Origin of the sequence: Micromonospora sp. NPDC049366 (assembly GCF_044466625.1) — a bacterium.
Taxonomy (GTDB): domain Bacteria; phylum Actinomycetota; class Actinomycetes; order Mycobacteriales; family Micromonosporaceae; genus Micromonospora.
The window spans coordinates 108,215-131,766 of record NZ_JBITMV010000010.1; the positions used below are offsets into that span (position 1 = coordinate 108,215).

The 23,552-nt window shown below is 73.6% G+C and carries 21 protein-coding genes; 15 read left to right on the forward strand and 6 right to left on the reverse strand.

Annotation, left to right across the window (positions count from 1 at the left end):
* The first annotated feature begins 32 nt into the window (after positions 1 to 32).
* Positions 33 to 1,340 carry an MFS transporter gene (locus ACIBTV_RS16260; protein ID WP_396705557.1) on the forward strand — a complete coding sequence of 436 codons (1,308 nt, stop codon included), beginning with the start codon at positions 33 to 35 and terminating at the stop codon, positions 1,338 to 1,340.
* A gap of 6 nt (positions 1,341 to 1,346) precedes the next feature.
* Here ACIBTV_RS16260 and ACIBTV_RS16265 read toward each other — a convergent pair whose 3' ends face one another.
* The 3 genes from ACIBTV_RS16265 to ACIBTV_RS16275 form a co-directional block, all read right to left on the reverse strand.
* Positions 1,347 to 2,075 (reverse strand): RICIN domain-containing protein, encoded by a 729-nt coding sequence (locus ACIBTV_RS16265; protein ID WP_396705559.1) that lies wholly within the window; start codon positions 2,073 to 2,075, stop codon positions 1,347 to 1,349.
* 68 nt (positions 2,076 to 2,143) lie between these two features.
* Positions 2,144 to 2,428 carry a DUF427 domain-containing protein gene (locus ACIBTV_RS16270; protein ID WP_396705560.1) on the reverse strand — a complete coding sequence of 95 codons (285 nt, stop codon included), beginning with the start codon at positions 2,426 to 2,428 and terminating at the stop codon, positions 2,144 to 2,146.
* A gap of 90 nt (positions 2,429 to 2,518) precedes the next feature.
* Positions 2,519 to 2,989: an aminoacyl-tRNA deacylase gene (locus ACIBTV_RS16275; RefSeq protein ID WP_396705562.1), complete on the reverse strand. Its 471-nt coding sequence runs from the start codon at positions 2,987 to 2,989 to the stop codon at positions 2,519 to 2,521.
* A gap of 95 nt (positions 2,990 to 3,084) precedes the next feature.
* On the opposite strand from ACIBTV_RS16275, the gene ACIBTV_RS16280 reads away from it, so the two are divergent.
* The 8 genes from ACIBTV_RS16280 (at position 3,085) to ACIBTV_RS16315 (ending at position 11,933) form a co-directional block, all read left to right on the forward strand.
* Positions 3,085 to 4,485 carry an FAD-binding oxidoreductase gene (locus ACIBTV_RS16280; protein ID WP_396705564.1) on the forward strand — a complete coding sequence of 467 codons (1,401 nt, stop codon included), beginning with the start codon at positions 3,085 to 3,087 and terminating at the stop codon, positions 4,483 to 4,485.
* Positions 4,482 to 5,825, forward strand: a complete 1,344-nt coding sequence (locus ACIBTV_RS16285) for a class I SAM-dependent methyltransferase (protein ID WP_396705566.1) — start codon at positions 4,482 to 4,484, stop codon at positions 5,823 to 5,825. Before ACIBTV_RS16280 ends, ACIBTV_RS16285 begins: the two co-directional genes overlap by 4 nt.
* Positions 5,826 to 5,919: 94 nt before the next feature.
* Positions 5,920 to 6,477 carry a helix-turn-helix domain-containing protein gene (locus ACIBTV_RS16290; RefSeq protein WP_396705568.1) on the forward strand — a complete coding sequence of 186 codons (558 nt, stop codon included), beginning with the start codon at positions 5,920 to 5,922 and terminating at the stop codon, positions 6,475 to 6,477.
* On the forward strand, positions 6,470 to 7,351 hold the full coding sequence (locus tag ACIBTV_RS16295) for an SRPBCC family protein (protein WP_396705570.1): 882 nt from the start codon (positions 6,470 to 6,472) through the stop codon (positions 7,349 to 7,351). Before ACIBTV_RS16290 ends, ACIBTV_RS16295 begins: the two co-directional genes overlap by 8 nt.
* Positions 7,352 to 7,758: 407 nt before the next feature.
* On the forward strand, positions 7,759 to 8,736 hold the full coding sequence (locus ACIBTV_RS16300) for a CHRD domain-containing protein (RefSeq protein WP_396705572.1): 978 nt from the start codon (positions 7,759 to 7,761) through the stop codon (positions 8,734 to 8,736).
* Between the two features lie 110 nt (positions 8,737 to 8,846).
* Positions 8,847 to 9,080, forward strand: coding sequence for a zinc-ribbon domain-containing protein (locus ACIBTV_RS16305; protein WP_396705574.1), 234 nt, complete (start codon positions 8,847 to 8,849; stop codon positions 9,078 to 9,080).
* 265 nt (positions 9,081 to 9,345) lie between these two features.
* Positions 9,346 to 10,446, forward strand: coding sequence for a hypothetical protein (locus tag ACIBTV_RS16310; RefSeq protein ID WP_396705575.1), 1,101 nt, complete (start codon positions 9,346 to 9,348; stop codon positions 10,444 to 10,446).
* Entirely contained in the window at positions 10,443 to 11,933 is a 1,491-nt protein-coding gene (locus ACIBTV_RS16315) for a hypothetical protein (RefSeq protein WP_396705577.1), read from the forward strand. Before ACIBTV_RS16310 ends, ACIBTV_RS16315 begins: the two co-directional genes overlap by 4 nt.
* 25 nt (positions 11,934 to 11,958) lie before the next feature.
* Here ACIBTV_RS16315 and ACIBTV_RS16320 read toward each other — a convergent pair whose 3' ends face one another.
* Positions 11,959 to 12,882: a S41 family peptidase gene (locus ACIBTV_RS16320; RefSeq protein ID WP_396705579.1), complete on the reverse strand. Its 924-nt coding sequence runs from the start codon at positions 12,880 to 12,882 to the stop codon at positions 11,959 to 11,961.
* Positions 12,883 to 12,978: 96 nt separating this feature from the next.
* On the opposite strand from ACIBTV_RS16320, the gene ACIBTV_RS16325 reads away from it, so the two are divergent.
* From ACIBTV_RS16325 to ACIBTV_RS16335, 3 genes are all read left to right on the forward strand, one after another.
* A complete protein-coding gene (locus tag ACIBTV_RS16325) occupies positions 12,979 to 13,533 on the forward strand; it encodes an ArsR/SmtB family transcription factor (RefSeq protein WP_396705581.1) in 555 nt (184 codons plus the stop codon).
* A gap of 160 nt (positions 13,534 to 13,693) precedes the next feature.
* Positions 13,694 to 16,114, forward strand: a complete 2,421-nt coding sequence (locus ACIBTV_RS16330; protein ID WP_396705583.1) for a putative bifunctional diguanylate cyclase/phosphodiesterase — start codon at positions 13,694 to 13,696, stop codon at positions 16,112 to 16,114.
* A 50-nt stretch (positions 16,115 to 16,164) separates the two neighbouring features.
* Positions 16,165 to 16,923 (forward strand): MerR family transcriptional regulator, encoded by a 759-nt coding sequence (locus ACIBTV_RS16335; RefSeq protein ID WP_396705584.1) that lies wholly within the window; start codon positions 16,165 to 16,167, stop codon positions 16,921 to 16,923.
* 52 nt (positions 16,924 to 16,975) lie between these two features.
* On the opposite strand, the gene ACIBTV_RS16340 is transcribed toward ACIBTV_RS16335, so the two are convergent.
* Positions 16,976 to 18,256 (reverse strand): serine hydrolase, encoded by a 1,281-nt coding sequence (locus ACIBTV_RS16340; protein ID WP_396705586.1) that lies wholly within the window; start codon positions 18,254 to 18,256, stop codon positions 16,976 to 16,978.
* Between the two features lie 160 nt (positions 18,257 to 18,416).
* On the opposite strand from ACIBTV_RS16340, the gene ACIBTV_RS16345 reads away from it, so the two are divergent.
* Positions 18,417 to 18,701: a putative quinol monooxygenase gene (locus ACIBTV_RS16345; protein ID WP_396705588.1), complete on the forward strand. Its 285-nt coding sequence runs from the start codon at positions 18,417 to 18,419 to the stop codon at positions 18,699 to 18,701.
* Between the two features lie 129 nt (positions 18,702 to 18,830).
* Here ACIBTV_RS16345 and ACIBTV_RS16350 read toward each other — a convergent pair whose 3' ends face one another.
* A complete protein-coding gene (locus ACIBTV_RS16350; protein WP_396705590.1) occupies positions 18,831 to 20,381 on the reverse strand; it encodes a gluconokinase in 1,551 nt (516 codons plus the stop codon).
* 448 nt (positions 20,382 to 20,829) lie between these two features.
* Between ACIBTV_RS16350 and ACIBTV_RS16355 the strand changes: the two genes are divergently transcribed.
* A complete protein-coding gene (locus ACIBTV_RS16355) occupies positions 20,830 to 21,942 on the forward strand; it encodes a hypothetical protein (protein ID WP_396705592.1) in 1,113 nt (370 codons plus the stop codon).
* Between the two features lie 203 nt (positions 21,943 to 22,145).
* The gene (locus ACIBTV_RS16360) at positions 22,146 to 23,297 is read left to right on the forward strand and encodes a hypothetical protein (protein WP_396705594.1); all 1,152 of its coding nucleotides are present in this window, start codon (positions 22,146 to 22,148) and stop codon (positions 23,295 to 23,297) included.
* Positions 23,298 to 23,552 lie beyond the last annotated feature (255 nt).

Here is a 23,552-nt window from a genome sequence, read left to right on the forward strand (position 1 = left end):
TCGCGGGGCCCCCGGTTCCCGAGACTCGTAGCGTGACCCGTGTACGCCGCCCCCATCCCGCCTGGCTCGTCGCCGCCGTGGCCTTCGTCGCGCTGGTCGGCGCCGCCGGCTTCCGCGCGACTCCGTCGGTGCTGCTGCACCCGCTGCACGCCGAGTTCCGCTGGCCGCTGGCCACCATCTCCGCCGCCGTGTCGGTCAACCTGCTGCTCTACGGCCTGACCGCACCCTTCGCCGCCGCGCTGATGGACCGGTTCGGCATCCGGCGGGTCGTCGCCACCGCGCTGCTGCTGGTGGCCGCCGGCAGCGGACTGACCGTGTTCATGAACGCGAGCTGGCAGCTCATCCTCTGTTGGGGGGTGCTCGTCGGGCTGGGCACCGGCTCGATGGCGCTGGCCTTCGTGGCGACCGTCACCGGCCGCTGGTTCGTCCGGCGTCGGGGCCTGGTCACCGGTGTGCTCACCGCCGGCGGAGCGGCCGGTCAGCTGGTCTTCCTGCCGCTGCTCGCCCTCCTGGTGCGCGACCACGGCTGGCGGACCGCCGCGCTCGTCGTCGCCGGGTCCGCGCTGCTGGTCGTACCCCTGGTGGCCTGGCTGCTGCGCGAGCACCCGGCGGAGCTGGGGCTGCCGGCGTACGGCGCCACCGAGGTCGTTCCCGCGCCGACGCGGGCCGGCGGGGCGGCCTCCCGTGCGCTCGGCGCGCTGGCCCAGGCGGCCCGGACCCGCCCGTTCTGGCTGCTCGCCGGCGGCTTCGCGATCTGCGGCGCCACCACCAACGGCCTGGTCGGCACCCACTTCGTGCCCGCCGCGCACGACCACGGCATGGCGGAGACCACGGCGGCCGGCCTGCTGGCGCTCGTCGGCCTCTTCGACATCGTCGGCACCATCGCCTCCGGTTGGCTCACCGACCGGGTGGACAGCCGCCTGCTCCTGGGCGCCTACTACGCGCTGCGCGGCGCGTCGCTGCTGGTGCTGCCCGGTCTCTTCGCGGACTCCGCGCGGCCGAGCATGCTGGTGTTCATCATCTTCTACGGTCTAGACTGGGTGGCCACCGTGCCGCCGACCGTGGCGCTGTGCCGGGAGTACTTCGGCGACGCCGGAGCGGTCGTCTTCGGCTGGGTCTTCGCCTCGCACCAGCTCGGCGCGGCGCTGGCCGCCACCGGCGCGGGCCTGATCCGGGACCGCCTCGGTGACTACGCGCTCGCCTGGTACGTGGCGGGCGGGCTGTCGATCGCGGCGGCCGGGCTGTCGCTGCTGCTGCGCCGTCGCCGCCCCGACGTACCGGTGCCGGTGCTGGTCAGCGTCGGGCCGGTGGCCCGGAAGGCGTGGAGCTACCGCGGCTGAGGCGCCTCAGCCGAGGGTCCACTGCTGCTGCGGGACGGCGCCGTCGCACAGTTGCTGCCGCACCGAGTCACCGGCCTGGGCGCCGTCGGGTTGGCCGCACTTGCCGCTCTGGACGGCGACCAGCAGCAGCGGGCCGGTCCCGGTCGGCGCCAGCCGCCACTGCTGGTTGGGCTGGCCGTGGCAGGAGAACTGGAGGATCCGCGCACCGTCGTCCGGGCTGCCGCCCTCGACGTCGAGGCACTGCCCGTACGCGGCGTTGGTCAGCGTCACCACGTCCGCCGCCACGAGGCTGACCACCCACTGCTGCTCCGGGCCGCCCGAGCACGCGGCGAGCTGCGCCTCGGCCCTCTCGCCGTCGCCGTCCAGACCGAGGCAGAGCCCGGAGGTGACCGCCCGGAGCACCGTGGGGCCGCCGGGCTGCGCGGGCGAGGTGGGCGTCGGCGAGGGTGTGCTCGGTGACGGGCTCGGTGACGCCGTCGTGGCGCTCGGCGCCGGCTCGCCCGCCGCCGGCGAGGTCACCGGGCCGGTCGCCGAGGTGTCGACGGCCGCCGGCGTCGTCGGGCCGTCGCCGCCGCGGAACACGCCGGTGGCGAAGAGCACCCCCAGGAGTACGCCGACGAGCCCGAGCGCGAGCGCCACCCGCATCAGTGGGTCGCGGGGCAGGCCGGGGCGCGCCCGACGGGGGTTCCCGTAGACGGTGCCGGGCGGGTCTGGCTGGTCGGCCGGGACGGACATGCGGCCATCCTGTCCCACGCCGGTCATCCGGGGCCAGTCGCCTCCGCCCGCCGGGACGGCCGACGACGTCAGTCGACGACCCGTACGTCCTTCCAGAACGCCACCCGGTCGCGGACCATCTCCGCCTCCGGTTTCGGCTCCGGGTAGTACCAGACCGCGTCGGCGCTGGTCTGCCCGTCGTGTTCGAGGGTGTAGTACGAGGCGGTGCCCTTCCACGGGCACACCGTGTGGGTGTCCGACTCGCGGATCAGGTCGTCCCGGAGGGCTGAGCGGGGGAAGTAGTGGTTGCCCTCCACCAGCACGGTGTCGTCGCTCTCGGCGACGACCAGGTCGTTCCAGACGGCTCTCGGCATGCGACCCACGCTATGCCGGCCCGCGCCGCACGACCACCGGAAGTGGCGGGGCACGCCGCTCACCGTCGACCGGGGGCGTGGAACTCGGCCTCAGCGGCCCGGCTCGGGGTCGGTGACGTCGGCGACGGTCGCGCCGAGCACCTCCAACGCGGCGTCCGCGTCGACCGCGACGGCCACGCCGTGCTCCCCGGCGCCGAGGGTGATGGTCCGGCCGCGTACCCGCTCGTCGGCCACGACGGGCCAGGCCGTGGTGGCGCCGAACGGGGTGATGGTGCCGCGCTCGTAACCGGTGACGTCCTTCGCGGTCGCCGCGTCGGGCATCGAGAGGCGGTTCACGCCGAGCAGCGCGCGCAGCTTGGGCCAGGAGATGACCCGGCCGCCGGGGGTCAGCACGAAGAGGTGGTCGTCCGGGCCGCGCCGCACGACGATCGTCTTCACCACGTCCGGAATCTCGACGCCGCGCACCGTCGCCGCCTCCGAGAGGCTCGTCACGGGGCCGTGCCGGATCACCCGGTAGGGGAGCCCGGCGGCGTCGAGAGCGGTGATCGCGGCAGACGGCATGCCGGCACGGTAACCCCTTCGGACCTGGCCGGAAGTGTGAAAAGGCCAACGTGGACAACGGGTGCTCCGGGCAACGGGGAGCGTACAGTGATCACATGTGCGCCGTCCGTGTGGATCATGTACCGGTGGACCACGACAGTGCGGTGGAGCTGCTGCGACGGTCGTACGCGGCGGTGCCACCCGGGGAGAAGGTGCGGCTCGCCAAGCGCACCTCCAACCTGTTCCGGCCGCGCGCCGCGCCGCAGGCCCCGGGCCTGGACGTCAGCGGCCTGACCGGTGTGCTCCGGGTGGACCCGGGCGCCCGCACGGCCGACGTGCAGGGCATGTGCACGTACGAGGACCTGGTCGACGCGACCCTGCCGCACGGCCTGATGCCCCTGGTCGTGCCGCAGCTGCGCACGATCACGCTGGGCGGCGCGGTCACCGGGCTGGGCATCGAGTCGACCTCGTTCCGCAACGGCCTGCCCCACGAGTCGGTCACCGAGCTGGACGTGCTCACCGGCGCCGGCGAGATCGTCACCGCCCGACCCGACGGCGACCACGCCGACCTCTACGCGGCCTTCCCCAACTCGCTGGGCAGCCTCGGCTACGCCACCCGGCTGCGCATCGAGCTGCAACCGGTCCGCCGCTACGTGGCGCTGCGCAACATCCGGTTCACCCGGCTGGAGGAGCTGGTCGACGCGATCGCCGAGGTCACCGCAGTGCGGGCCTGGGCCGGGGTGCCGGTGGACGGGATGGACGGGGTGATGTTCAGCCCCGGCGAGGCCTACCTGGTCCTGGCCACCTTCACCGACGAGGGCGAGCGGCCCAGCGACTACACCGGACAGGACATCTACTACCGGTCCCTGCGCCGGCGCACCCGCGACACCCTGACCACGTACGACTATCTCTGGCGGTGGGACACCGACTGGTTCTGGTGTTCCGCGGCGTTCGGTGTGCAGCACCCGGTGGTCCGCCGGCTCTGGCCGGCGCGGTGGCGGCGCAGCGACGTCTACCACCGGTTGGTCCGGCTGGAGCACCGCTACGGTGTGGCCGCCCGGGTCGACCGCCTGCGCGGCCAGCCCGCCCGCGAGCGGGTCGTGCAGGACGTGGAGATCCCACTGGAGCGGACGGCCGACTTCCTGCGTTGGTTCGCGGGCGATGTCGGGATGGCCCCGGTCTGGCTCTGTCCACTGCGACTGCGTGAGCCGGCGGGTCCCGGCTCGGCCCGGTCCTGGCCGCTGTATCCGCTGCGGCCGGGGCAGGACTACGTCAACATCGGTTTCTGGGGGACCGTGCCGATGACCGAGGGCGCCGCCGACGGCGACGTCAACCGGTCGATCGAACGCACGGTGTCGGAGCTGGGTGGGCACAAGTCGCTCTACTCCGACGCCTACTACGACCGGGACTCCTTCGACCGGCTCTACGGCGGGTCCACGTGGCGCGCCGTGCGGGACCGGTACGACCCGGAGCACCGGTTCACGGGACTGTACGAGAAGGCGGTAGCACGAGCATGAGCCTGACCGACCGAGACCAGGGGGCGGCGAGCGTCCCCGGCACACCGCCGGCGGGGGGCCGGCGTCCCGTTCCGACCGTGGCGGACGTGGTCCGCACGGTGACGAGCGGCGACCTGCCGGTGCGGATCACCGGCTACGACGGCAGCGCCGTCGGCCCGGCCGACGCCGGGATCACCCTGTCCATCCGCACCGAACGCGGACTGTCCTACCTGCTCACCGCGCCCGGTGACCTGGGCATGGCCCGCGCCTACGTGAGCGGTGACCTGGCCCTGGAGGGCGTGCACCCGGGCGACCCGTACGAGGCGCTGCGGGTGCTCAAGGACGAGATGACGCTGCGCCTGCCGCCGCTGGCGGACGCGCTGTCGCTGGTGCGCGGGCTGGGTTGGGAGCGGCTGCGCCCGCCGCCGGCCCCGCCGCAGGAGGCGCAGCCGCGCTGGAAGCGGGTCATGAACGGGATGCGGCACTCCCGCACCCGGGACAGCTCCGCGATCTCCCACCACTACGACGTGTCGAACGCCTTCTACGAGAAGGTGTTGGGTCCGTCGATGACGTACACCTGCGCGGTCTTCCGGTCCCCGGACGACACCCTGGAGCAGGCCCAGGCGTCGAAGTACGACCTGGTCGCCGGCAAGCTGGCGCTCAAGCCCGGGATGCGGTTGCTCGACGTGGGCTGCGGCTGGGGCGGCATGGTCCGGCACGCGGCCCGCGAGTACGGCGTGAAGGCGCTCGGCGTGACCCTGTCGAAGGCGCAGGCCGAGTGGGCGCAGGCGGCGATCGAGCGGGAGGGGCTGACCGAGCTGGCGGAGGTGCGGCACCTGGACTACCGGGACGCGCCGCGCGAGCAGTTCGACGCCGTCTCCTCGATCGGCCTGACCGAGCACATCGGGGTGCGCAACTACCCGGCCTACTTCGGCTTCCTGCGGGATCGGCTGCGGCCGGGCGGTCGGCTGCTCAACCACTGCATCACCCGCGCGAACAACCGGGCGCCGCACCGCTCCGGGGCGTTCATCGACCGGTACGTCTTCCCGGACGGCGAGCTGGCCGGCCCGGGCCGGTTGATCAGCGAGGTACACGACGCGGGGTTGGAGGTGCACCACGAGGAGAACCTCCGCCAGCACTACGCGTTGACGCTGGCCGGCTGGTGCCGCAACCTCGTCGACAACTGGGACTTCTGCGTCTCGGAGGTCGGCCTGGGCACCGCACGGGTGTGGGGTCTGTACATGGCGGGCTCCCGGCTGGCGTTCGAGCGCAACGACATCCAGCTGCACCAGGTGCTGGCGACGCGCAACGAGCCGGACGGGGTCAACGGCTACCCGTTGCGTCCCGACTGGCTGCCCTGAGTCGCACCCGTCGACACGAAAGGCCGCGCGCGACGCGCGGCCTTTCGTCGAACCGATTGACAAACAAGTTTTGTACGTACAAACTGATTTTGCCATGAGAGACGTCCTGTACCTGGAGCAGATCGAGCAGGCCGAGACCCTGCTCAAGCCGCAGCGTGTCGAGATCCTGCGGCAGCTGGCCGAGCCCCGCACCTGCACCGAGGTCGCGGCCCGGCTGGAGCAGACCCCCCAGCGCGTCTACTACCACGTCAAGCAGCTGGTCGCGGCCGGTCTCGTCGACCTCGTCGCCGAGCGCAAGGTCCGGGGCATCACCGAGGGCATCTATCAGGCCGCCGCCCGGTCCTACTGGCTCTCGCCCCGGCTCGTGGGGCGCATCGGGCTGCGTCGGGCGCGCGACGAGCTGAGCCTCGGCTACCTGCTCGACCTGATGGAGGAGGTCCAGGCCGACATCGCCGCGCTCGACCGCGCCGCGCCCGAGCTTCCCTCGGTGGGCGTGTCGGGCGAGATCCGGGTGCCGGCGGAGCAACGCCAGCAGTTCCTGCACGACCTGCAGACCGCTCTGCAGGACCTGTTCACCCGCTACGGCGGCGCCGAGGGAGATGCCTTCAAGCTCGCCGTGGCCTGCTACCCGAAGGGGAACGACCGTGACTGAACCGATGAAGCTGAGCGCCCGTCTGGCGGCCCCGATCGAGGCCGTTCGCAGGGCGATCACCGACCCGACCGAGCTGCGCGTGTGGCTGGCCGAGCACGCCGAGGTCGAGCTGCCGCGACGGTACGAGTTCTGGGGCCGCTACACGCCCGACGGTGACGCGCCCCGCCAGCGGCTGCTGCACGCCGACGACGACACGGTGCGCTTCGCCTGGCTGCTCGACGGCGTGGAGACCACCGCCGAGTTCCAGTTGAGCGCCGACGGCCCCGCGGCGACGGTCATCACGGTGAGCCAGAGCCACTTCGACTTCGCCGAGGCGCTCAGCGGCACCGGCAGCATCCGGGGCGTGCTCCAGACCTTCTGGAGTCTGTCGATCGCCAACCTCGCCGCCCACCTGGAGGGCCGGGCGCAGCTGCCGAAGGTCGACTTCACCAGCGCGGAGCTGCGCGGCGAGCTGCTGATCGACGCGCCGACGGCCAAGGTCTACGAGTCGCTGACCGACTCGGAGCAGGCCAGCGCCTGGTTCGGCTACCCGATCGGCATCGAGCCCTGGGTCGGCGGCCGCTACGCGATGGGTGGCTTCGAGGCCGGCTACGCGGCCAAGGTCGTCGACCTTGACCCGGGCCGGAAGGTGTCGGTCGACTGGGGCCCGCCCGGGGTGACGACCTGGGAGCTGGCGGAGTCCGACGGGAAGACCAAGCTCACCTTCGTGCAGAGCGGCTTCGACGAGAGCAACCCGCCCTACGCGGCCTGGGCCGGCTCGGTGGCAGGCCTGGCCGAGCTGCGCCGTTACCACGAGATGGCGGACTGGCGGCCGATCTGGATCGCGGAGGAGGTGCCGGGCCTGGAGCCCGCTCCGGCGAGCGCCGCCGGCTGAGCCCGGCCGCTGAGCCGGGACCTGCCGGGGTCACCTGCCACCACTGGGGGGCCGCCTGCCCGCACCCGGCCCGATCCTGATCGTGCCAGACCCGAAGCGCCTGAACGCCGCCGTGCGGTCAGGCGCTTCGGCGTGTCCGGAGGCCGATCGGCGAGTCGGACACCCGTCATCGGGCGGGTCCGACCGGGCTGCGGCACCACTGAGGGTCGGATCAGGCAAGACGGCACCCATACCTCCTGAACATGGGACAATTTCACCATAGGGCGCGAATTGATCTGCGTACCGGAGAGTCCCATCGGGTGTCCCTCCGGCGCGTAGCGCCCTCGCGCGCCCGCATCCGCCGCGGCTGGACGAGTCCCGTCGCCGGTTCCGGGCTCGGAATGACATCTGAGAAGGGAGCAGCAGTGATGATGGGACGTACGCGGATCTGGGCCGTGACGGTCGCGGCCGGCGCGGCGGTGGCGGTCGGCGCCATCGGGACCGCCGCGATGGGCGACGGCAAGCACGACTCAGGCGACAAGCGCGAGTCGCACGACGAGCGCAACGGCGACTGGGGCGACTCCGGCGACTCGCGGCACGACAAGGACAGAAAGCTGAACCTGCGGGCGCAGCTGAGCGGCTACCAGGAGGACCCGCTCACGATCTCCACCCCGGGCAGCGGCCGGTTCGAGGCGCGGGTCGACGAGAAGCGCCAGGAGATCACCTACCGGCTGAGCTACGAAGACCTGAAGGACGTCGAGCAGGCGCACATCCACTTCGGTGGGCGGCACCAGAGCGGCGGGGTGGCGGTCTTCCTGTGCTCGAACATCAAGGACGGCAAGGGCGGCCCGTCGAAGGGCGTCCAGTCCTGCCCGCAGGCCCCGGCCACGATCAAGGGCACCATCAAGCCCGAGGACGTCGTCGGCCCGGCCGACCAGGGCATCGAGCCGAAGGAGTTCGACGAGCTCGTCGACGCGATCGAGGCCGGTGTCACCTACGTCAACGTGCACACCAAGAAGTACCCGAACGGCGAGATCCGCGGCCAGATCAAGGTCGAGGATGAGCGCGACGGCAAGCACGAGGACCGGAGCTGGGACGCCAGCGACAGCCGGGCCTGGGAGTCGGACGAAGAGGGCCGGCACGAGGACTCCGGCTGGGGCTCCGACAAGGGCGACGAGAGCTCGCACTGGGGTTCCGACAAGGGTGACGAGGGCTCGGACTGGGGCTCCGACAAGGGCGGCAAGGGCGACGAGGGCTCGGAGTGGGGCTCCGACAAGGGCGACAAGGGCGACGAGCGCTCGGAGTGGGGCTCCGACAAGGGTGACGAGAAGGGCTCTGACAGGGGCGACAAGGGCTCGGACAAGGGCGACGACCACGACGGTGGCTGGGCCGACGACGAGGCGTGATCCTCGACGGCATCCGACCGACTGAACGCCCGACCCGTCCGACGGGTCGGGCGTTCGGCCGTGGCGGGCAGAAAGGTGACCAACCGCGCCGGACGGGGTAATGCCCTGCGATGTTCTTCATCTTCGGGTTCCGCACGAAGGTCGACCGGTCCGGTGTGACGCAGCAGGTCTGCCGCAACTGCGGCAATTCGGCCGCGCAGGTGGTGACCCGTCGGCGGACGTCGTTCACCCTGTTCTTCGTACCGCTGGTTCCCGTCCGCACCCGGTACGTGCAGCAGTGCACCTACTGCGGCGCGGAGTACGCGATCCCGGCGACCGACGCCCGTCGCGTTTCGGTCGACTGAGGCCACGATGGCCCGCTTCCTGCGCTGGCTGATCGGCCGGCGACCGGCCGAGACTTCCCCTGTGCACACCGTCTCCCGGCCGCCGTGCACGCCCGGCCGCCGCCGATCGCGTCGGGTCCGCCGTCCGCTCGCCGGCTCGGCGCTGCCGCGCTGCCCCCGCAACCGCTCCACCGACCGGTAGTCGGGCGGGCCCGCGCGGGCGACTCCGAGCATGGCCGGCGCGGGGCGCGGCGGTGCGTGCGGTGTCGGCATATCCTGGCGGATCATGACGAGCAGCGAGCAGCGACTGGCCGCGATCCGGGGCGACGTGGCGCCCCGCCGGCACAACGCCCGGACGATCGCCGCGCTGACCGGCAATCCGGGCTGCACGCGCCGGGCCGTGCTCGACGGCGCCGGGGTGGACAAGCCGCGATTGGCCGAGCGGATCGGGTTCCCCGCCCGGTTCGGGCAGTCGCGGTTCGCCATCACCCGGGGCAACGCGTTCGAAGCGCAGGTCAAGGCCGATGGTGGGGCCGATTTGCTGCGGCTGGTCGCCGAGCGGCTGGGCGTCGAGCCCGGCGACCGGGCCGAGTGGACCGACCTGGACGGCGGCGCCGACCTGCCCGACCGGCACGCCCGCTCGCGGGAGCTGCTGACCGCCGCCGTGCCGACCGGGTCGGACCAGCCGGCGGCGCTCTTCGACCACCCGCTGCTCGGCCTGGACATCGCCGGCACCCGGGTGAACCTCGAACCGGACCTGGTCGCCGCCCGGCTCGCCGGCCGGTTCCACGTCGTGGAGGTCAAGTCGTTCCCGGTGATCGACGGGCAGGCCGACCCGGCGAAGGTGTCCGCCGCCGCGATCCAGTCCGCCGTCTACGTGCTGGCGTTGCGTGATCTGCTCGCCGACGCCGGCCACGATCCGGAGCTGGTGTCGCACGAGGTGGTGCTCGTGTGTCCCCGGGACTTCACCAACCAGCCGGTGGCCAGCCTGGTCGACGTGCGCAAACAGCTGCTCGTGCTGCGCCGTCAGCTCGCCCGCACGGCCCGGCTGGACGACCTGCTGGCCGCCGTGCCGCAGGACTTCACCGCCGACGTGACCGCCGACCCGGCGACGCTGATCGACGCGCTGTCGAAGGTGGCGGCGCGCTACGCGCCGGAGTGCCTGGCCGCCTGCGAACTGGCGTACTACTGCCGGCACGAGGCGCGCGGCCACACCGGGGCGTTGGGACGACCGGTGCGGGAAGCGCTCGGCGGGGTCGCCACCGTGGCGGAGGTGCTGGCGCTGGCCGACGGCGAGCGCGCCCCCGAGCCGGAGCAGACGGAGGCCGCCGCGCTGCTGCGCGCCGCCGCCCGGTTGCGCGCCGACGCCCTCGGCGTTCCCGCATGAGTACGCTGCGCGCGCTCGCCAAGGCCCGCGCGGTCGCCGCCGGGGTGGCCCAGCCGGTGGCCACCGTCCGGCACCTGCACCTGCACGAGCGGCCGCTGGTGCTGGTGCCGCTGGCGCTCGCGGGCGAGGCGAACGCGCCCCTCGCCGCGCTGGTCGGGTCGACGCCGGACGACGCCCGGTTGCTGGTCGTGCCGCAGCCGCGCAACCGCGACCAGCGCCACGGGTTCGCCGCCGAGCTGGCCGCGATCGTGCTGCCCCACCTGGACGCCCACCGGCAGGCGAGCGAGGCGGTGCCGGTGGACCGGGGCCGCGACGTCCGCCACCGGTACGTCGACGCGCCGCAGCTGCTGGTGCCCAACCCGGCGGGGATCACCTTCCTGCGGCTGCTCGGCCGCTCCACCCGGTTCCGCCGCGCCGACGGTGAGCACCCGGTGCACCCGTCGGTGCCGCTGCTCGGGCGGTGGCTGACCTTCTTCGCCGAGCGCGCCGAACACCCCGGGTCGTCGGCGCTGCTGGCGATGACCGACGCGCTGACCCTGCACTGGGCGACCGGGCAGAGCGCGGTGGAGGACCTGCACCTGCCGGCAGTGCTCGGCTGGCTCGACCCGCCGGCCGGGCTCACCGGCGCCGAGGCGGCGGCCCGGGCCGAGGATCCCGCGACGACGCCACCGGCCGGGCCGGCGACCGACCCCGACTTCGACAACCATCGGCTCGCGCCGGCCATGGCCGCGTACGCGGCGGCCGACGACGACCCGGCGGCCCGCGCCGAGGCGTACGCGGAGCTGGAACGCCTGCTGCGCGAGCAGCTCACGCCCACGTGGGAGCTGATGTGGCGCGGGGTGGGGTTGCTGCGGACCCTGCCGCCGGGCGCCCGGGTCGAGGGCCGGTGGGCCGGCGACCGGGACGCGTTCACCGCGCACGCGGAGCACGTCGACGCCGGTGGCGGGCCGCAGCCGCGCCGCGACGGTGCGGTGGCCGCGGCGGTGCGGCTGCACCGGCTGGAGCGGGCGCTGACCTCGTACGCGGTGCAGCGCGCCTATGACGATCCGCTGGTGATGGCGGAGCACCGGCTGACCGGTGAGGCGTTCGTCGGCGAGGTGACGCTGGCCGACCCGAAGCGGGTGGACGACAGCGGCAAGCGGCCGGTGCTGCGCCCCCGGGTCCAGTTGGTCACCACCGAGCCGGTGCTGGTGCCGGTCGGCGCGTCGCTGCAGTCGCCGGCCCGGCCGGGGCAGAAGGCCCGGGTGGTCTTCGTGACCCCGGGCGCGGACGGCAAGACGGAGGTGGTGCTGGAGCTGTCCGGCGGGATGGGCCGGGGGTTGACCGCACCGCCGGGCAGCGTGCCCGAGGTGGGGGAGCGGCTCTGCTACACGACGCTGTCGGACGCGTTCCTGCCGGCGGGCGCTTTCCCGACCCCGGAGGAGACCCCGTGGACGCACGGCGGCCCACCCGCCGACGAATCGTCTGCTCCGGTCCGGGACAGCTGAGCGATCCGCGGCGCCGGGCCGATGGTCACCTCGGTCGCGGGGCCGTCGCCGACTCGGGCCGGCGGGCCAGCACGGCGCGGTGCGCCACGGTGAGGGCGTCCGCGGCGGGTGTCTCGATGTCCGGGCGCACTCCGGTGCCCTCCCAGTTGGTGCCGCTGATGGGATGGACCGGCCGGGCTATCGGGATGGTGACCTCCAGATGGGCGTGTGCGCGGAAGCCGATCCTCGGGTGCGCGCCGCCGCCGGTGCGCTCGCCGACCACGGTGGCCCGGCCCGACTGCTGGAGGTCGTAGGCCAGCTCCTCGGCGCCGGAGAAGGTGCGACGGCTGGTGAGCACGTGGACGGGCTTGTCCGGAGCGTACCGGGGGACGGGCAGGTACGCGGCGCTCCACGACTGGCGGACCGGCTCGCCGGTGCGGTCGTACATGGTGTGCAGCAGGGTCGGCTCCTCGAACAGCCAGCCGCAGATCAGGGCGACCATGTCGGGGCTGCCTCCGACATTCTCGCGCAGGTCGAGCAGGAGCGCGTCGGTGTCGGCGCACAGCCGCAGCGCCGCCGCGAGGTGGTCACCGGCGAGCTGCGGCGGGAACAGGTGCGGCTGGATCTCCAGCAGGCCCACGTTGCCGTCGAGGCACCGCACCTGGGCGATCCCACCCATCGTGCTGGCGGAGAGTCGGATGATGCGCTCGTCGTCCGGATCCTGGTCGCGGTCGGGCAGCGGCTCGTCGTGGTGCTTGAGGCGCAGGTGGCGGTCGCCGTTGAGCGACTGGAGGTCGGTGGTGACCGTCTCGCCGAGGGTTCGGGGGTCCGGGGTGTCGGCGTAGCGGCCGGCGGCGAGCTGGTCGGCGAGCAGGACGGCCAGGCGACCGGCCACCTCCGGAAAGACGTAGTGCTCCTCGACGAGGTTCGCGGTTCGTTCGACGATTGCGGTGATCTCCGCCTGGCGCATCGTGCTCTCCTGCCTGTCGTCGCGAGCCGGGCTGGTGGTGGGAGCAGTAGAGCAGGCCGATTGACAAAGCGTCAAGAGAACTAGACGCTTTTGGTCGTGGCTACCGACATGCTCCCCGACCAGCCGCGCGACGAACAGCTGGAGATCACCAGCCCCGAACAGTTCAAGGCGCTGGGGCACCCGTTCCGTCACCGACTGCTGTTCGCGCTCGGCCAGTGGCCGGCCACGATCAGCCAGCTCGCGGCCTCGCTGGGCGCCGCCAAGGGCACCGTGGCGCACCACCTCGGGGTGCTGCGGGACGCCGGCATGGTGCGGGTGGTCCACACCCGACCGGTGCGCGGGGGCACCGAGCAGTACTACCAGCGCGTCGCCCGGCGGCTCCTCGTGTCCCCGGGCCACCCCGGCGCCACCGGCGCCATGCTCGGGGCGGTCGCCGAGGAGATCACCGCCGCCGACGACGAGCCGCTGCTCCTGCTGCGCCACCTGCGGCTGAGCGCCGCACAAGCCGAGCGGCTGCGCGCCGCCCTGCTCGACCTGGTGGAGGACACCGAGGACGCGGGCGCCGACGAACCGCGCCACGGCGTGCTGGTGAGCCTCTACCGGCAGGGCGCGAGGCCGTCGACCGACCCGGCCGCCGTGCCGTCGTCCTGAGCGCAGCGGCGGGCCGGCTGTCGGGGACGCGACGACCGGTGGGCAGGTATGCGCCCGCTCGGCCCTGGCGGGAGGGTCCGGAGCCTGGCTAGGCTTTCGGGGTTTCGAGGGGCCGGTCCGTGCCGTCGAGGTGCCCGCACGAGAGAGAGCCGGAGCGACCGTGTCGCCGCAGGACGTTGAGCAGGGCGCCGCACCGCGGGCCCCGGCGCCGCCCGTTCTCCCTCCGGGCCTCCTCGCGGCGGCGATCCCGTCGCCGCTGACCGTTCCCGTGCCGGTGGAGCAGCCCGCCGAGGACGGCCCGTCCGCCCCGGCTCCGGGCCGGCTGGTCCGGTTCGGCCTGTTCGCCGCCGCCGCCGCCGTCGTGGTCCTGGAGGCGATCTGGCTGGTCGCGTCGCTGCCCGGCGCGGCCCTGGCCAGCGACGTCGGCGCGATGCTCGTCGCCGCCGGTGCGGCGGCGGCCTGTGTGGCCGTGGCCCGTCGACACCCGGCGACGCTGCGCCGGTTCTGGCTGCTGCTGGCGGCGACCATGGCCCTGGCCGCAGCCGGTCGCGCACTGTGGGCGGTGCAGCGGCTCGGCGGGGGCGAGTTGCCGCACACCCCGCTGATCGGAGCGGTCTTCACCGCCGGCATTCTCACCGGCACCGTCGCGCTGCTCTGCTCGCTGACCGCGCCACGCACCACGGTCGGCCGGGCCCGCACCCTGCTGGACGGGGTGATCGTCGCGCTGGCCCTGGTCCCCATCGGCTGGGTGGTGGTCTTCCGGAACGTCGCCGCGGCCGACCTGGCCGATCCGGTCCGCACCCTCGGGCTGCTCTACCCGATGCTCGACCTGATGCAGCTCACCATCCTGGTGGCGGTGGCCGGCCCGGTCCGGCCGATGTGGCGGCCGATGACTCTCATCGCGGCGAGCCTGGGCACCCGCGCGCTGGCCGACACCGCGTACGTGTCGCTGGCCGTGCGCGGCGACTACTTCTCCGGGCACCCCGTCGACATCTGCTGGCCGCTCAGTTACCTGCTGATCGCCGTGGCCACCCGGTACCCGTCGCCGCGGCGCTGCCCGGAGGAGGACGCCACCACGGACGTGCCGCTGCCGCCGTGGTGGCGGGTCGCGCTGCCGTACCTGCCGGTCGGCGGCGCGATCGTGGCCGTGCTGCTGGCCCGTCAGCCGACCGGGCAGACCCCGCAGCTGATCTTCGGCGGGATGATGACGCTGCTCGCCGCGCTCGCGGTCCGGCAGGGGCTGGCCGCCAACGAGAACCTGTGGCTGGTGGTGCGGCTGCGGCGGCTCGCGTACACGGACCAGCTCACCGGCCTGCCCAACCGGTTGATGTTCACCCGCCGGCTCCGCGAGGCCCTGCGCGACGGCCGCCGGGTGGCCGTGCTGCTGCTCGACCTGGACGGGTTCAAGCAGGTCAACGACCGGTTCGGGCACGCCACCGGCGACACCCTGCTGACCGGGCTGGCCGCGCGGATGCAGGCCGCCGTCGACGACGACGGCATGATCGCCCGGCTGGGCGGGGACGAGTTCGCCGTGCTGGTCGACAGTGGACGGGCGGTCTCGCCCGAGCGGCTCGCCGAACGCCTGCTCGCCGCGCTGCAACCCTCCGACGGCGAGGAGGACGTCGGGGTGCACCCGTCGGCGAGCATCGGCATCGCCGTCTACGGCCCGCAGCACGCCACCCACACGGACCTGCTCCGCGACGCCGACATCGCCATGTACGCCGCGAAGGCCGCCGGGAAGTCCGCGTACCGCACGTGCACGCCCCTGCTGCGCGAGTCGGCGGTCTCCCGCGCGGAGCTGATCGCCGACCTGCGCCGGGCGGTCGACGAGCGGCAGCTGCGTCTGGAGTACCAGCCGATCGTGGACGTCGCCACGGGCGTGGTGCGCAGCGCCGAGGCGCTGGTGCGCTGGCACCACCCCCGGCTCGGGGTGCTGACCCCGGCGCGTTTCCTGTCGCTGGCCGAGGAGGCCGGGTTGATCCTGCCGATCGACCGGTGGGTGATCCACGAGGCGTGCCGGGCCGCCGCCGCCTGGCGGGTGGTCTCGCCGCAGGTGACGGTCGCGGTGAACATCTCCGCCGGGCATGTACGCCGGCCGGACCTGATCGCCACGGTCACCGCCGCCACGGCCGCCGCCGGGTTGGCGCCCCGGGCGCTCACCCTGGAGCTGACCGAGTCGGCGCTGATCGAGGGCAGCGAGGCGGTGCTGGAGCGGCTGGGGCAGCTGCGGGAGCTCGGCATCGGCATCGCCATCGACGACTTCGGCACCGGCTACTCCTCGCTGAGCTACCTGCACCGCATCCCGGCCACCGAGCTGAAGATCGACCGCTCGTTCGTGGCGCGGCTCGACTCGGCGGACGACCGGGCGCACGCCACGGTGGAGATGGTGGCGCGGCTGGCCGGCGCGTTCGACCTGACGGTGGTGGCCGAGGGCGTGGAGACCGACGCGCAGCACGAGGCGGTGACCGCGATCGGCTGCGCCCACGGCCAGGGCTGGCGCTACGGCCGCCCGGTCGGCCGCGAGGCGCTGCTGGCCCGGCTGACGCCGCTCGGCGTCGGCGACCCGCAGAATTGGCCTTGACCCTCACGTAACGGCAGGCCGGAGGCTGGTTTCCGGAAGGGAGGGAAACCATGGCGTACACGGTGGGCCGGGTGGCGAAGGTCGCCGGTGTGACGGTCCGGACGCTGCACCACTACGACGAGATCGGGTTGCTCTCGCCGAGCGGGCGCACCGCGGCCGGCTACCGCCGCTACGACGACGCGGACCTGGAGCGGTTGCAGCTCATCCGCTACTACCGGGAGCTGGGGTTCCCGTTGGAGGAGATCGCCGTGATCCTCGACGATCCGGCGGCCGACCCGGCGGCGCACCTGCGCCGCCAGCACGAGCTGCTGACCGTACGGGTCAAGCGGTTGCAGGAGATGGTCGCGGCGATCGAGTTCGCGATGGAGGCGAGGAAGGTGAACATCCGGCTGACCCCGGAGGAGCGGTTCGAGGTGTTCGGGGACTTCGACCCGGACGCGCACGCCGAGGAGGCGGAGCAGCGGTGGGGCGGGACCGACGCGTACCAGGAGTCGAACCGGCGGGCGTCTCGCTACGGCAAGGACGACTGGCTGCGGATCAAGGAGGAGAACGAGGACTGGGGCCGGCGGATCGTCGCGGTCCAGGCGTCCGGCGCGCCGGCGGACAGCCCGGAGGCGATGGAGTTGGCCGAGGAGCACCGGCAGATCATCAGCCGCTGGTTCTACGAGTGCTCGTACGAGATCCACACCGGTCTGGCCGACATGTACCTGGCCGACGAGCGGTTCACCGCGCACTACGAGGCGATGGCGCCCGGCCTGGCCGGGTACCTGAGCGAGGCGATCCACGCCAACGCCATCACCCGGGCGTGACCCGGTCGCCCGGTCCGGCGGGCCGCGCCGCGGCGCGGCCCGCCACCGGGGGTCACTCCTCGACGGGGCCGTCGTCGACGAGGTAGTCGTAGACGGTGCGGGCCAGCCGGCGTACGGTCTCGTCGCCGGTGGCGATCGGCCCGGAGGTCAGGAAGGCGACCGCGACCTGCGTGCCGGGGATGAGGTAGTAGCCGACGTCGTGGGAGGCGTCGGGCAGGTCGCCGGTCTTGTGGGCGACCGGCACGCCGGGCGGCAGCGCGGCCGGGATCTTGGTGTTCAGGGTCTGTTCGGCCATGAACCCGATCATCAGGTCCCGGGTGGCGGGGGTGAGGATCTGCGCGTCCCAGACCGCGCCGAGCAGGGCGACCACGTCGTCCGGGCTGGTGTAGTTCTCCTCGCCGCGCATGGCGGCCTCGGTGTCGAGCATCTTGCGGGCGAGGATGGTCTCGCGCTGGTTCATCGAGTCGATCAGGTCGTTGACCGGCGCGAAGCCGCCGAAGTAGTCGATGAGCACGTTCGCGGCCGTGTTGTCGCTGTACTTGATCATGTATTCGGCGAGTCGGTACAGGGTCACGACCTGCGGGAACGTCTCGTGCTGAAGCTCGCCGGTGCCGTCGACGACCTGGGCCGGGGTGACCAGCACGCCGTCGTCCAGCGACACCTGGCCGCAGTCCACCCGGCGCAGCAGCTCCACCAGGATCCACAGCTTGATCACGCTGGCCGCCTTCGGGCGGAACGTCCCGTTGACCGAGATCTGCTGGTCGCCGTACCGGCCCGAGAGGTCCCGCACGGCCACGCCGGCCGGGTTGGTGGTGGAGGCGTCCACGACCTGGCGCAGCTCCCCGGTCAGCGGCAGCAGCCGCCGGCCGGCGACCGGGTCGGTGGGCGGCTGCGGCTCGGTGACCACCTCGCCGACCAGCCCCTCCGGCTCCTCGCCGGGGCGGGTGACCTCCAGCAGGCCGCGGGTCCGGCCGACCAGCGGGATGTCGTAGGCGTAGGTCGTGTCATCGACGGTGACCTCGCCGCTGGCCACCCGGCCGCGGACCCGCATCCCGGGGTCGTCGATCCGCCCGGTGTCGCCGTCGCAGGCCCGGTAGCGCACGGTCCGCGCCGCGCTGTCGACGGAGAAGACCCCGCCGGGGAAGGCCATCCAGGCCAGGGTGCTGGCGGGCGGTCGCTCCGAGCCGGAGCCGGGTTCCGCGTCGCCCCCGTCGGCCGCCGCCGGCGCGGGGGCCAGCAGCGCGAGCGCGAGGCCCGCGGCGATCACCCGCATCGGCCGTACGCGGAGCGCCGCCCGCCAGGAAGATGAGCGCCTCTTGTCTGTTTTGTTCACGTTTGCACGATAAGAAACGGGCGGGGTCGTTGGTGCCGCTGACGCCGGTGTCACCCGTGCGGGGGTGACGTCGGCTTCAGCCCTGCGGGGATGGCGACCACCCGGAACCGTCACACCGGAGGAGTATCACGGTGTCACCGAACGACCACCGGAGGTCCACTTGATCATCGTCGCCGGCAGCCTCTACGTCGACCCGGACGGGCGGGACGCCTACCTGGCCAGCTGCCTCGACACCGTGCGGCAGGCGCGCTCGGCGCCCGGCTGCGTCGACTTCGCGATCAGCCCCGACCCGGTGGAGCCGGGGCGCGTCAACGTCTACGAGCGCTGGGAGTCCGACCAGCAACTGCTCGACTTCCGGGGCTCGGGGCCGAGCGAGGAGCAGACGGTGGAGATCCGCGGCGCCGAGGTGCACCGCTACCGCATCTCCGCCGTCGAGGCGCCCTGACGGCGCAGCGGCCGGGCGCAATGCCGCAGCGCGCCGGGCGCGACGGCCGCCGCAGACCTGCTGCCCTTCCGGGGCCGTCACGTGGCGAGCCTCCCGAGCGCCGCGCCTGCGCGTCGGGGCCGCCCCCGGTCAGCTGGGCGGCGGGGCGGACGCCGACTCCGGCGGCAGGCCCGGCGCCAGGCGGCGCAGCGACGTGAAGGTGGGCACCAGCGCGTCGTACAGCTCGGCGAAGAGCGGCAGCAGCGCGGCGTAGGTGGCCGCGGCGGCCGCGTCGGGTCGGACGGTCTCCTCGATCCGCACCAGGTCGGCGGCCACGTCGATCGACGGGATCAGGCCCAGCGCCTGCATGCCGAGCAGCGCGGCCCCGAAGCCGGAACCCTCCGGCCCGGTAGGGAAGCTCACCGGCATGCCCAGCACGTCCGCGAGCATCTGCCGCCACAGGCCACTGCGGGTGAACCCACCGCTGGCCCGGATCTCCCGGACCTCGTTGCCGGCGGCGCGGACCGAGGCCAGCACCAGCGCCAACTGCTGGCAGACCCCCTCCAGGGCGGCGCGGACCAGGTGCTCGCGTCGGTGCCCGCGGGTCAGCCCCACGTACGCCCCGCGGGGCAGCGCGCTCCAGTGGGGCGCGCGCTCGTTCAGCAGGTGCGGCAGCATGATGAGCCCGCCGGAGCCGACCGGCGCCCGGGCGGCCAGGGCGGTCAGCTCCCGCTCCGCGTGCGCGCCGAGATCCGGGGCGAGGGCGTCGCCGGCCCAGCGGAGCACGATGCCGCCGTTGTTGATGGCGCCGCCGACGACCCAGCGGCGCTCGGTCAGCGCGTAGCAGAAGACCCCGCCGAGCGGGTCGACGCCCGGGCGCTCCACCATGACCCGCATCGCCCCGCTGGTGCCGATGGAGCAGGCCATCACCCCGGGGCGCACCGCACCGAGCCCCAGGTTGGCCAGCGGGCCGTCGCCGGCACCGACGACCACCGGGGTGCGGGCCGGCAGGCCGGTCGCGGCGGCGGCCTGCGGCGTGATGCGAGGCAGCACGGCGGTGGTGTCGACCAGTGGGGGGAGTTGGCCGGCGCTGATCCCGGCGATGGCCAGGGCCTCGCTGTCCCAGCTCAGCTGGTGGATGTCCAGCAGGCCGCTGGCCGAGGCCAGCGAGTAGTCGGTCACCAGCGTCCCGCAGAGCCGCAGCAGCACCCAGTCCTTGATGCCGACCCAGCGGGCGACGCTTCCGAAGAGCCTTGGCTCCTGCTCGGCGAACCAGAGCAGTTTCGGCAGCGGAGCCATCGGGTGCACCGGGGTGCCGGTGCGGCGGTGCAGGGCCAGCCCGGAGGGGACCGCGCGCAGCCGCTCGGCCTGGCGGCTGGCGCGGGAGTCGGCCCAGGTGATCGACGGGGTGAGCGGGTTGCCGCCGCCGTCGAGGCCGATCAGGCTGTGCATCGCCGAGCCGAACGACAGCCCGGCGACGGGTCGGTCGAGTGCGGTCACCGTGGCGCGGATCGACCCGACGACCGCGTCGAGGATGTCCTGCGGGTGCTGCTCGGCGTACCCGGGTTGCGGCTCGTCCAGCCGGTAGCCGGCGGAGTGGCCGGCGAGCTGCCGACCGCGCGTGTCGTACGCGACGACCTTGACGCTGGTGGTGCCGATGTCGACGGCGACCACCACGGGGTCGCCGGCCGGGTCGGCCACCACGCTCACCCCCCTCGCCCGGCCCCGCAGGGGCGTGTCCCGCGTCTGCGGCTGACGTTACCGAGACAGCGCGTGCGTCGTACGGCGATCACGCGGCGCGTGACCGGCCGTGCCGAACGGAGCGGAATGGTGAGCGGCGAACAGCGTCGATTACCGTGTATGCGTTACATCGGGGCGCTCTCGGCCGCACTTTTTCACGGCGCGCACATTCCCACTAATCCGACGGATTGGCCAGTCGGGAATGCAGCGGACGCGGCGGGGACCTGCGGCGACCATTCGCCGTCATATGCTGCCCGATGGCTCCCTTCCCCTGTCAATAGACGGGCGCCGATTCTGCTCCGCGTGCTTCTCGGAGCGGGGGAAAGGACGGCGCCGGGCCGCCGCAGAATTGCGCCCACCGTCGGGGGGTCACGTGACCGTCGTCGTATTGCTAGACATCGATGGAATTGTGCGTGAACAGCAGAGCCTCATGGTCGAGGTCCGGTCCGATGACGGCCACCTCTCCGTCGCGATGGCCACGGTCCGGCGGGCCCTGCTCCGACTTGAGGCGACGACCGTCGACGGCATGTCGGCGGGACCGGCGTTCGTCTCGGCGCCGATCCCGGTGCCCGGCGCGCAACTGCTCATCGTGGACTTCGGCCGGCTCCCGGCCGAGCAGGTCCTCGCCGTGCCGGAGTTGCTGGTCCGGCGCCTGTACGACGCCGGGGTGTGCGACGCCACCGTCTCGGTGACCCGGCCCGGCCAGGTCGGCGCCGTCCGGGACTTCGGCCCGTCGGCCCGGTGTTACCTGCGTGGGCGGCTCGGCCCGCCGTTCAACGACGTGCCGGGCCCGCCGCCGTGGCCCCTGCTCGACGTCGCTCTGGAGTGGCTGCACGGCACGCGCCGCCCTGCCGAGGAGTTGAGCGCCCTCGTGCTCGGCCTTCAGGTGCCGTTGACCGCCGAGACGGCCCGCCCGGTCACCGCCGCCGTGCTCTCCACCCTGCCCACGGCGACCGCGCTGACCGTGCTCGCCGGTGACCTCACCGACCGGCTGGTGGCCGCGACGCTGGGCCGGGACCGGACGCTGCCGGCGGCGACGCTCACCGTGGCATCGGCCGACCCGCTCCTCGCCGACCTGCCCGGGCGGATGCGCGGGCTGCGTGATGTGCTTCGCGGGCACGCCTCCGCGTTGCTGTGGGCCGGGGTGGACGCCGAGCCGGACAGTGAGCGTGCGCTCTCCCCTCAGTGGTCGCAGCGACCCCCGGTCCCCGGGAGCCCGGTCACCCGGCGGCCGGGGGTGGAGTTGCTCGCCGACGTTCTCGTTCCCGACGCGATGTGGTTCCAGATCCTGTCCGCCGGGCACCTCGCCCGGCTCGGCGGTCTCCCACCCGGGGCGACGCCGCTGCCGCACGGTCGGGCGGAGCTGACCATCGGCGAGGCGGAGCAGTGGCTGCCCGGCCACCCCGACGCCGACGCGGTCCGGGCCGAGGGCCACGCGCTGCTGGCCGGCTGCCTGGTCAGCGCGGCGCAGGCGCGCCAGATGTCGGCCGCCCGGGCGTCCCGCTCCGCGCCTCCCCGGTGACCTGCGCACCAGCCGGTGGGGGAGGGCCGCCACCCTGATGCGACACGCCCGACGGGCATGATTCGGCGCGGCAATACCGCCCTATCGTCCAACTTGGTCCGCCGATCGGCCATTTCGTCCGTGCTGGCGTGTCCACGTCGGCCGCCGCCGGAGTTAACACGTGTGACACCCCGGTTGGTGGCCTGCGCGGCGAAGGAGTCGGCGTGGCAAAGACTGATTCGACGGGTTCCACATGGCGATACCGGTGGGCGCACCGGCAGAACGAGCGCCGACACCGGACGTACCGCAGCGCCGAGGCCGCCTGGCGGCGGCGCGACGACGAACTGCGACGGCTGCGCGCCCTCGCCGCCGACCTCCAGGGCTCCGCGGCGGCCGGCGTCGGCCTCCCGCTGGAACTGGCCCCCGACGAGGTGGTGCTCTGGGTCTGGCCGGCCGCGCAGCTGGTCGAGGTACGGCACACCGCCGTGCTGCCCGCGCCGGACCTCACCGTCCATCCGGAGGTCGCGCCGCCGCGTTCACGCCGACCCGACGGCGTCCGCGTCGCCGACGCCGGGACCGCCGTGATCACCAGCCGCCGTCTCGTGCTGCTCGGCGGTCGCGGCCGACGCGACTGGGCGTACGGGAAGATGACCGGCCTGGCCCACGACCCGGCGGCGCCGGTCACCCTGATCCAGGTCCTGGACCGTCGCCGCACCTCCGGGCTGATGCTGCCCGCCGACGCGGCGGCCGACTTCCGGTTCCGGCTGACCCTGGCGTTCGCCGACGCCATCGAGCAGCGTGCCACGGTGCTCGACCAGCTCGACGAGCTGATCGCGGAGCACGCCCAGCTGAAGCCGTTCCGGCCGGCGGTCGCGACGCCCGGGCAGGCCCGGCTCTCCGCGCTGGTGCCCGGTGGTCGGCGCACGGTGGCGATCGCGGCGACGCTGCCGCTGCTGGTGCCCGCCGCGCTCATCGAGTCCGGCCCGTCCGACCCGGCCGGGGAGCGGGCCGTGGCCGCCACGCCGGCGACCAACCCCAGCACGGTCCCGGCGCTGATCCGGCCGGCCACCTCGCCGTCGCCGTCCGAGCCCTCCGCGTCGCTCCCGACGAAGAAGCCGAAGACCACGGCGTCGCCGTCGTCCAGCGCCGAGCGGCGGTGCGGCGCCCCGGTCAACCCGATGGGGTACGACTTCTGCGGCGGCTACCGGATCCGCAAACCCGCCGCCGAGACCTGCGACCACTTCGACTGCGCGCAGGAGTTCTGGTCCGGGCGGGGCTACCTGGTGCAGTGCCGCGACGGGGTGGTCAGCCTGACCGGTGGCTCCCGGGAGGCGTGTGCCGGGCACCGCGGGGTGCGCCGTACCGTCTGGACCTGATCGAGGGCCCTGACCTCGCACCACGCGGTGGTGGTCACGCCGTCGGCACCGCGCCGCGTCTCGCCCGCGCGGGAAGCGCCGGTCCGCGTCTCGCTCGTGCGCCGAGCAGATCGTGAAGCGAGCCCGATGACTCTGCGGCATATTCATGCCGCAGAGTCATCGCCGTCGACGCGTCTCGGACCGGCGGCGGCGAGCCGTGGCCACCGTGATCCGCTTCATCTTGATCCGATTCCTACACGAATGGCGGTCTTTGTC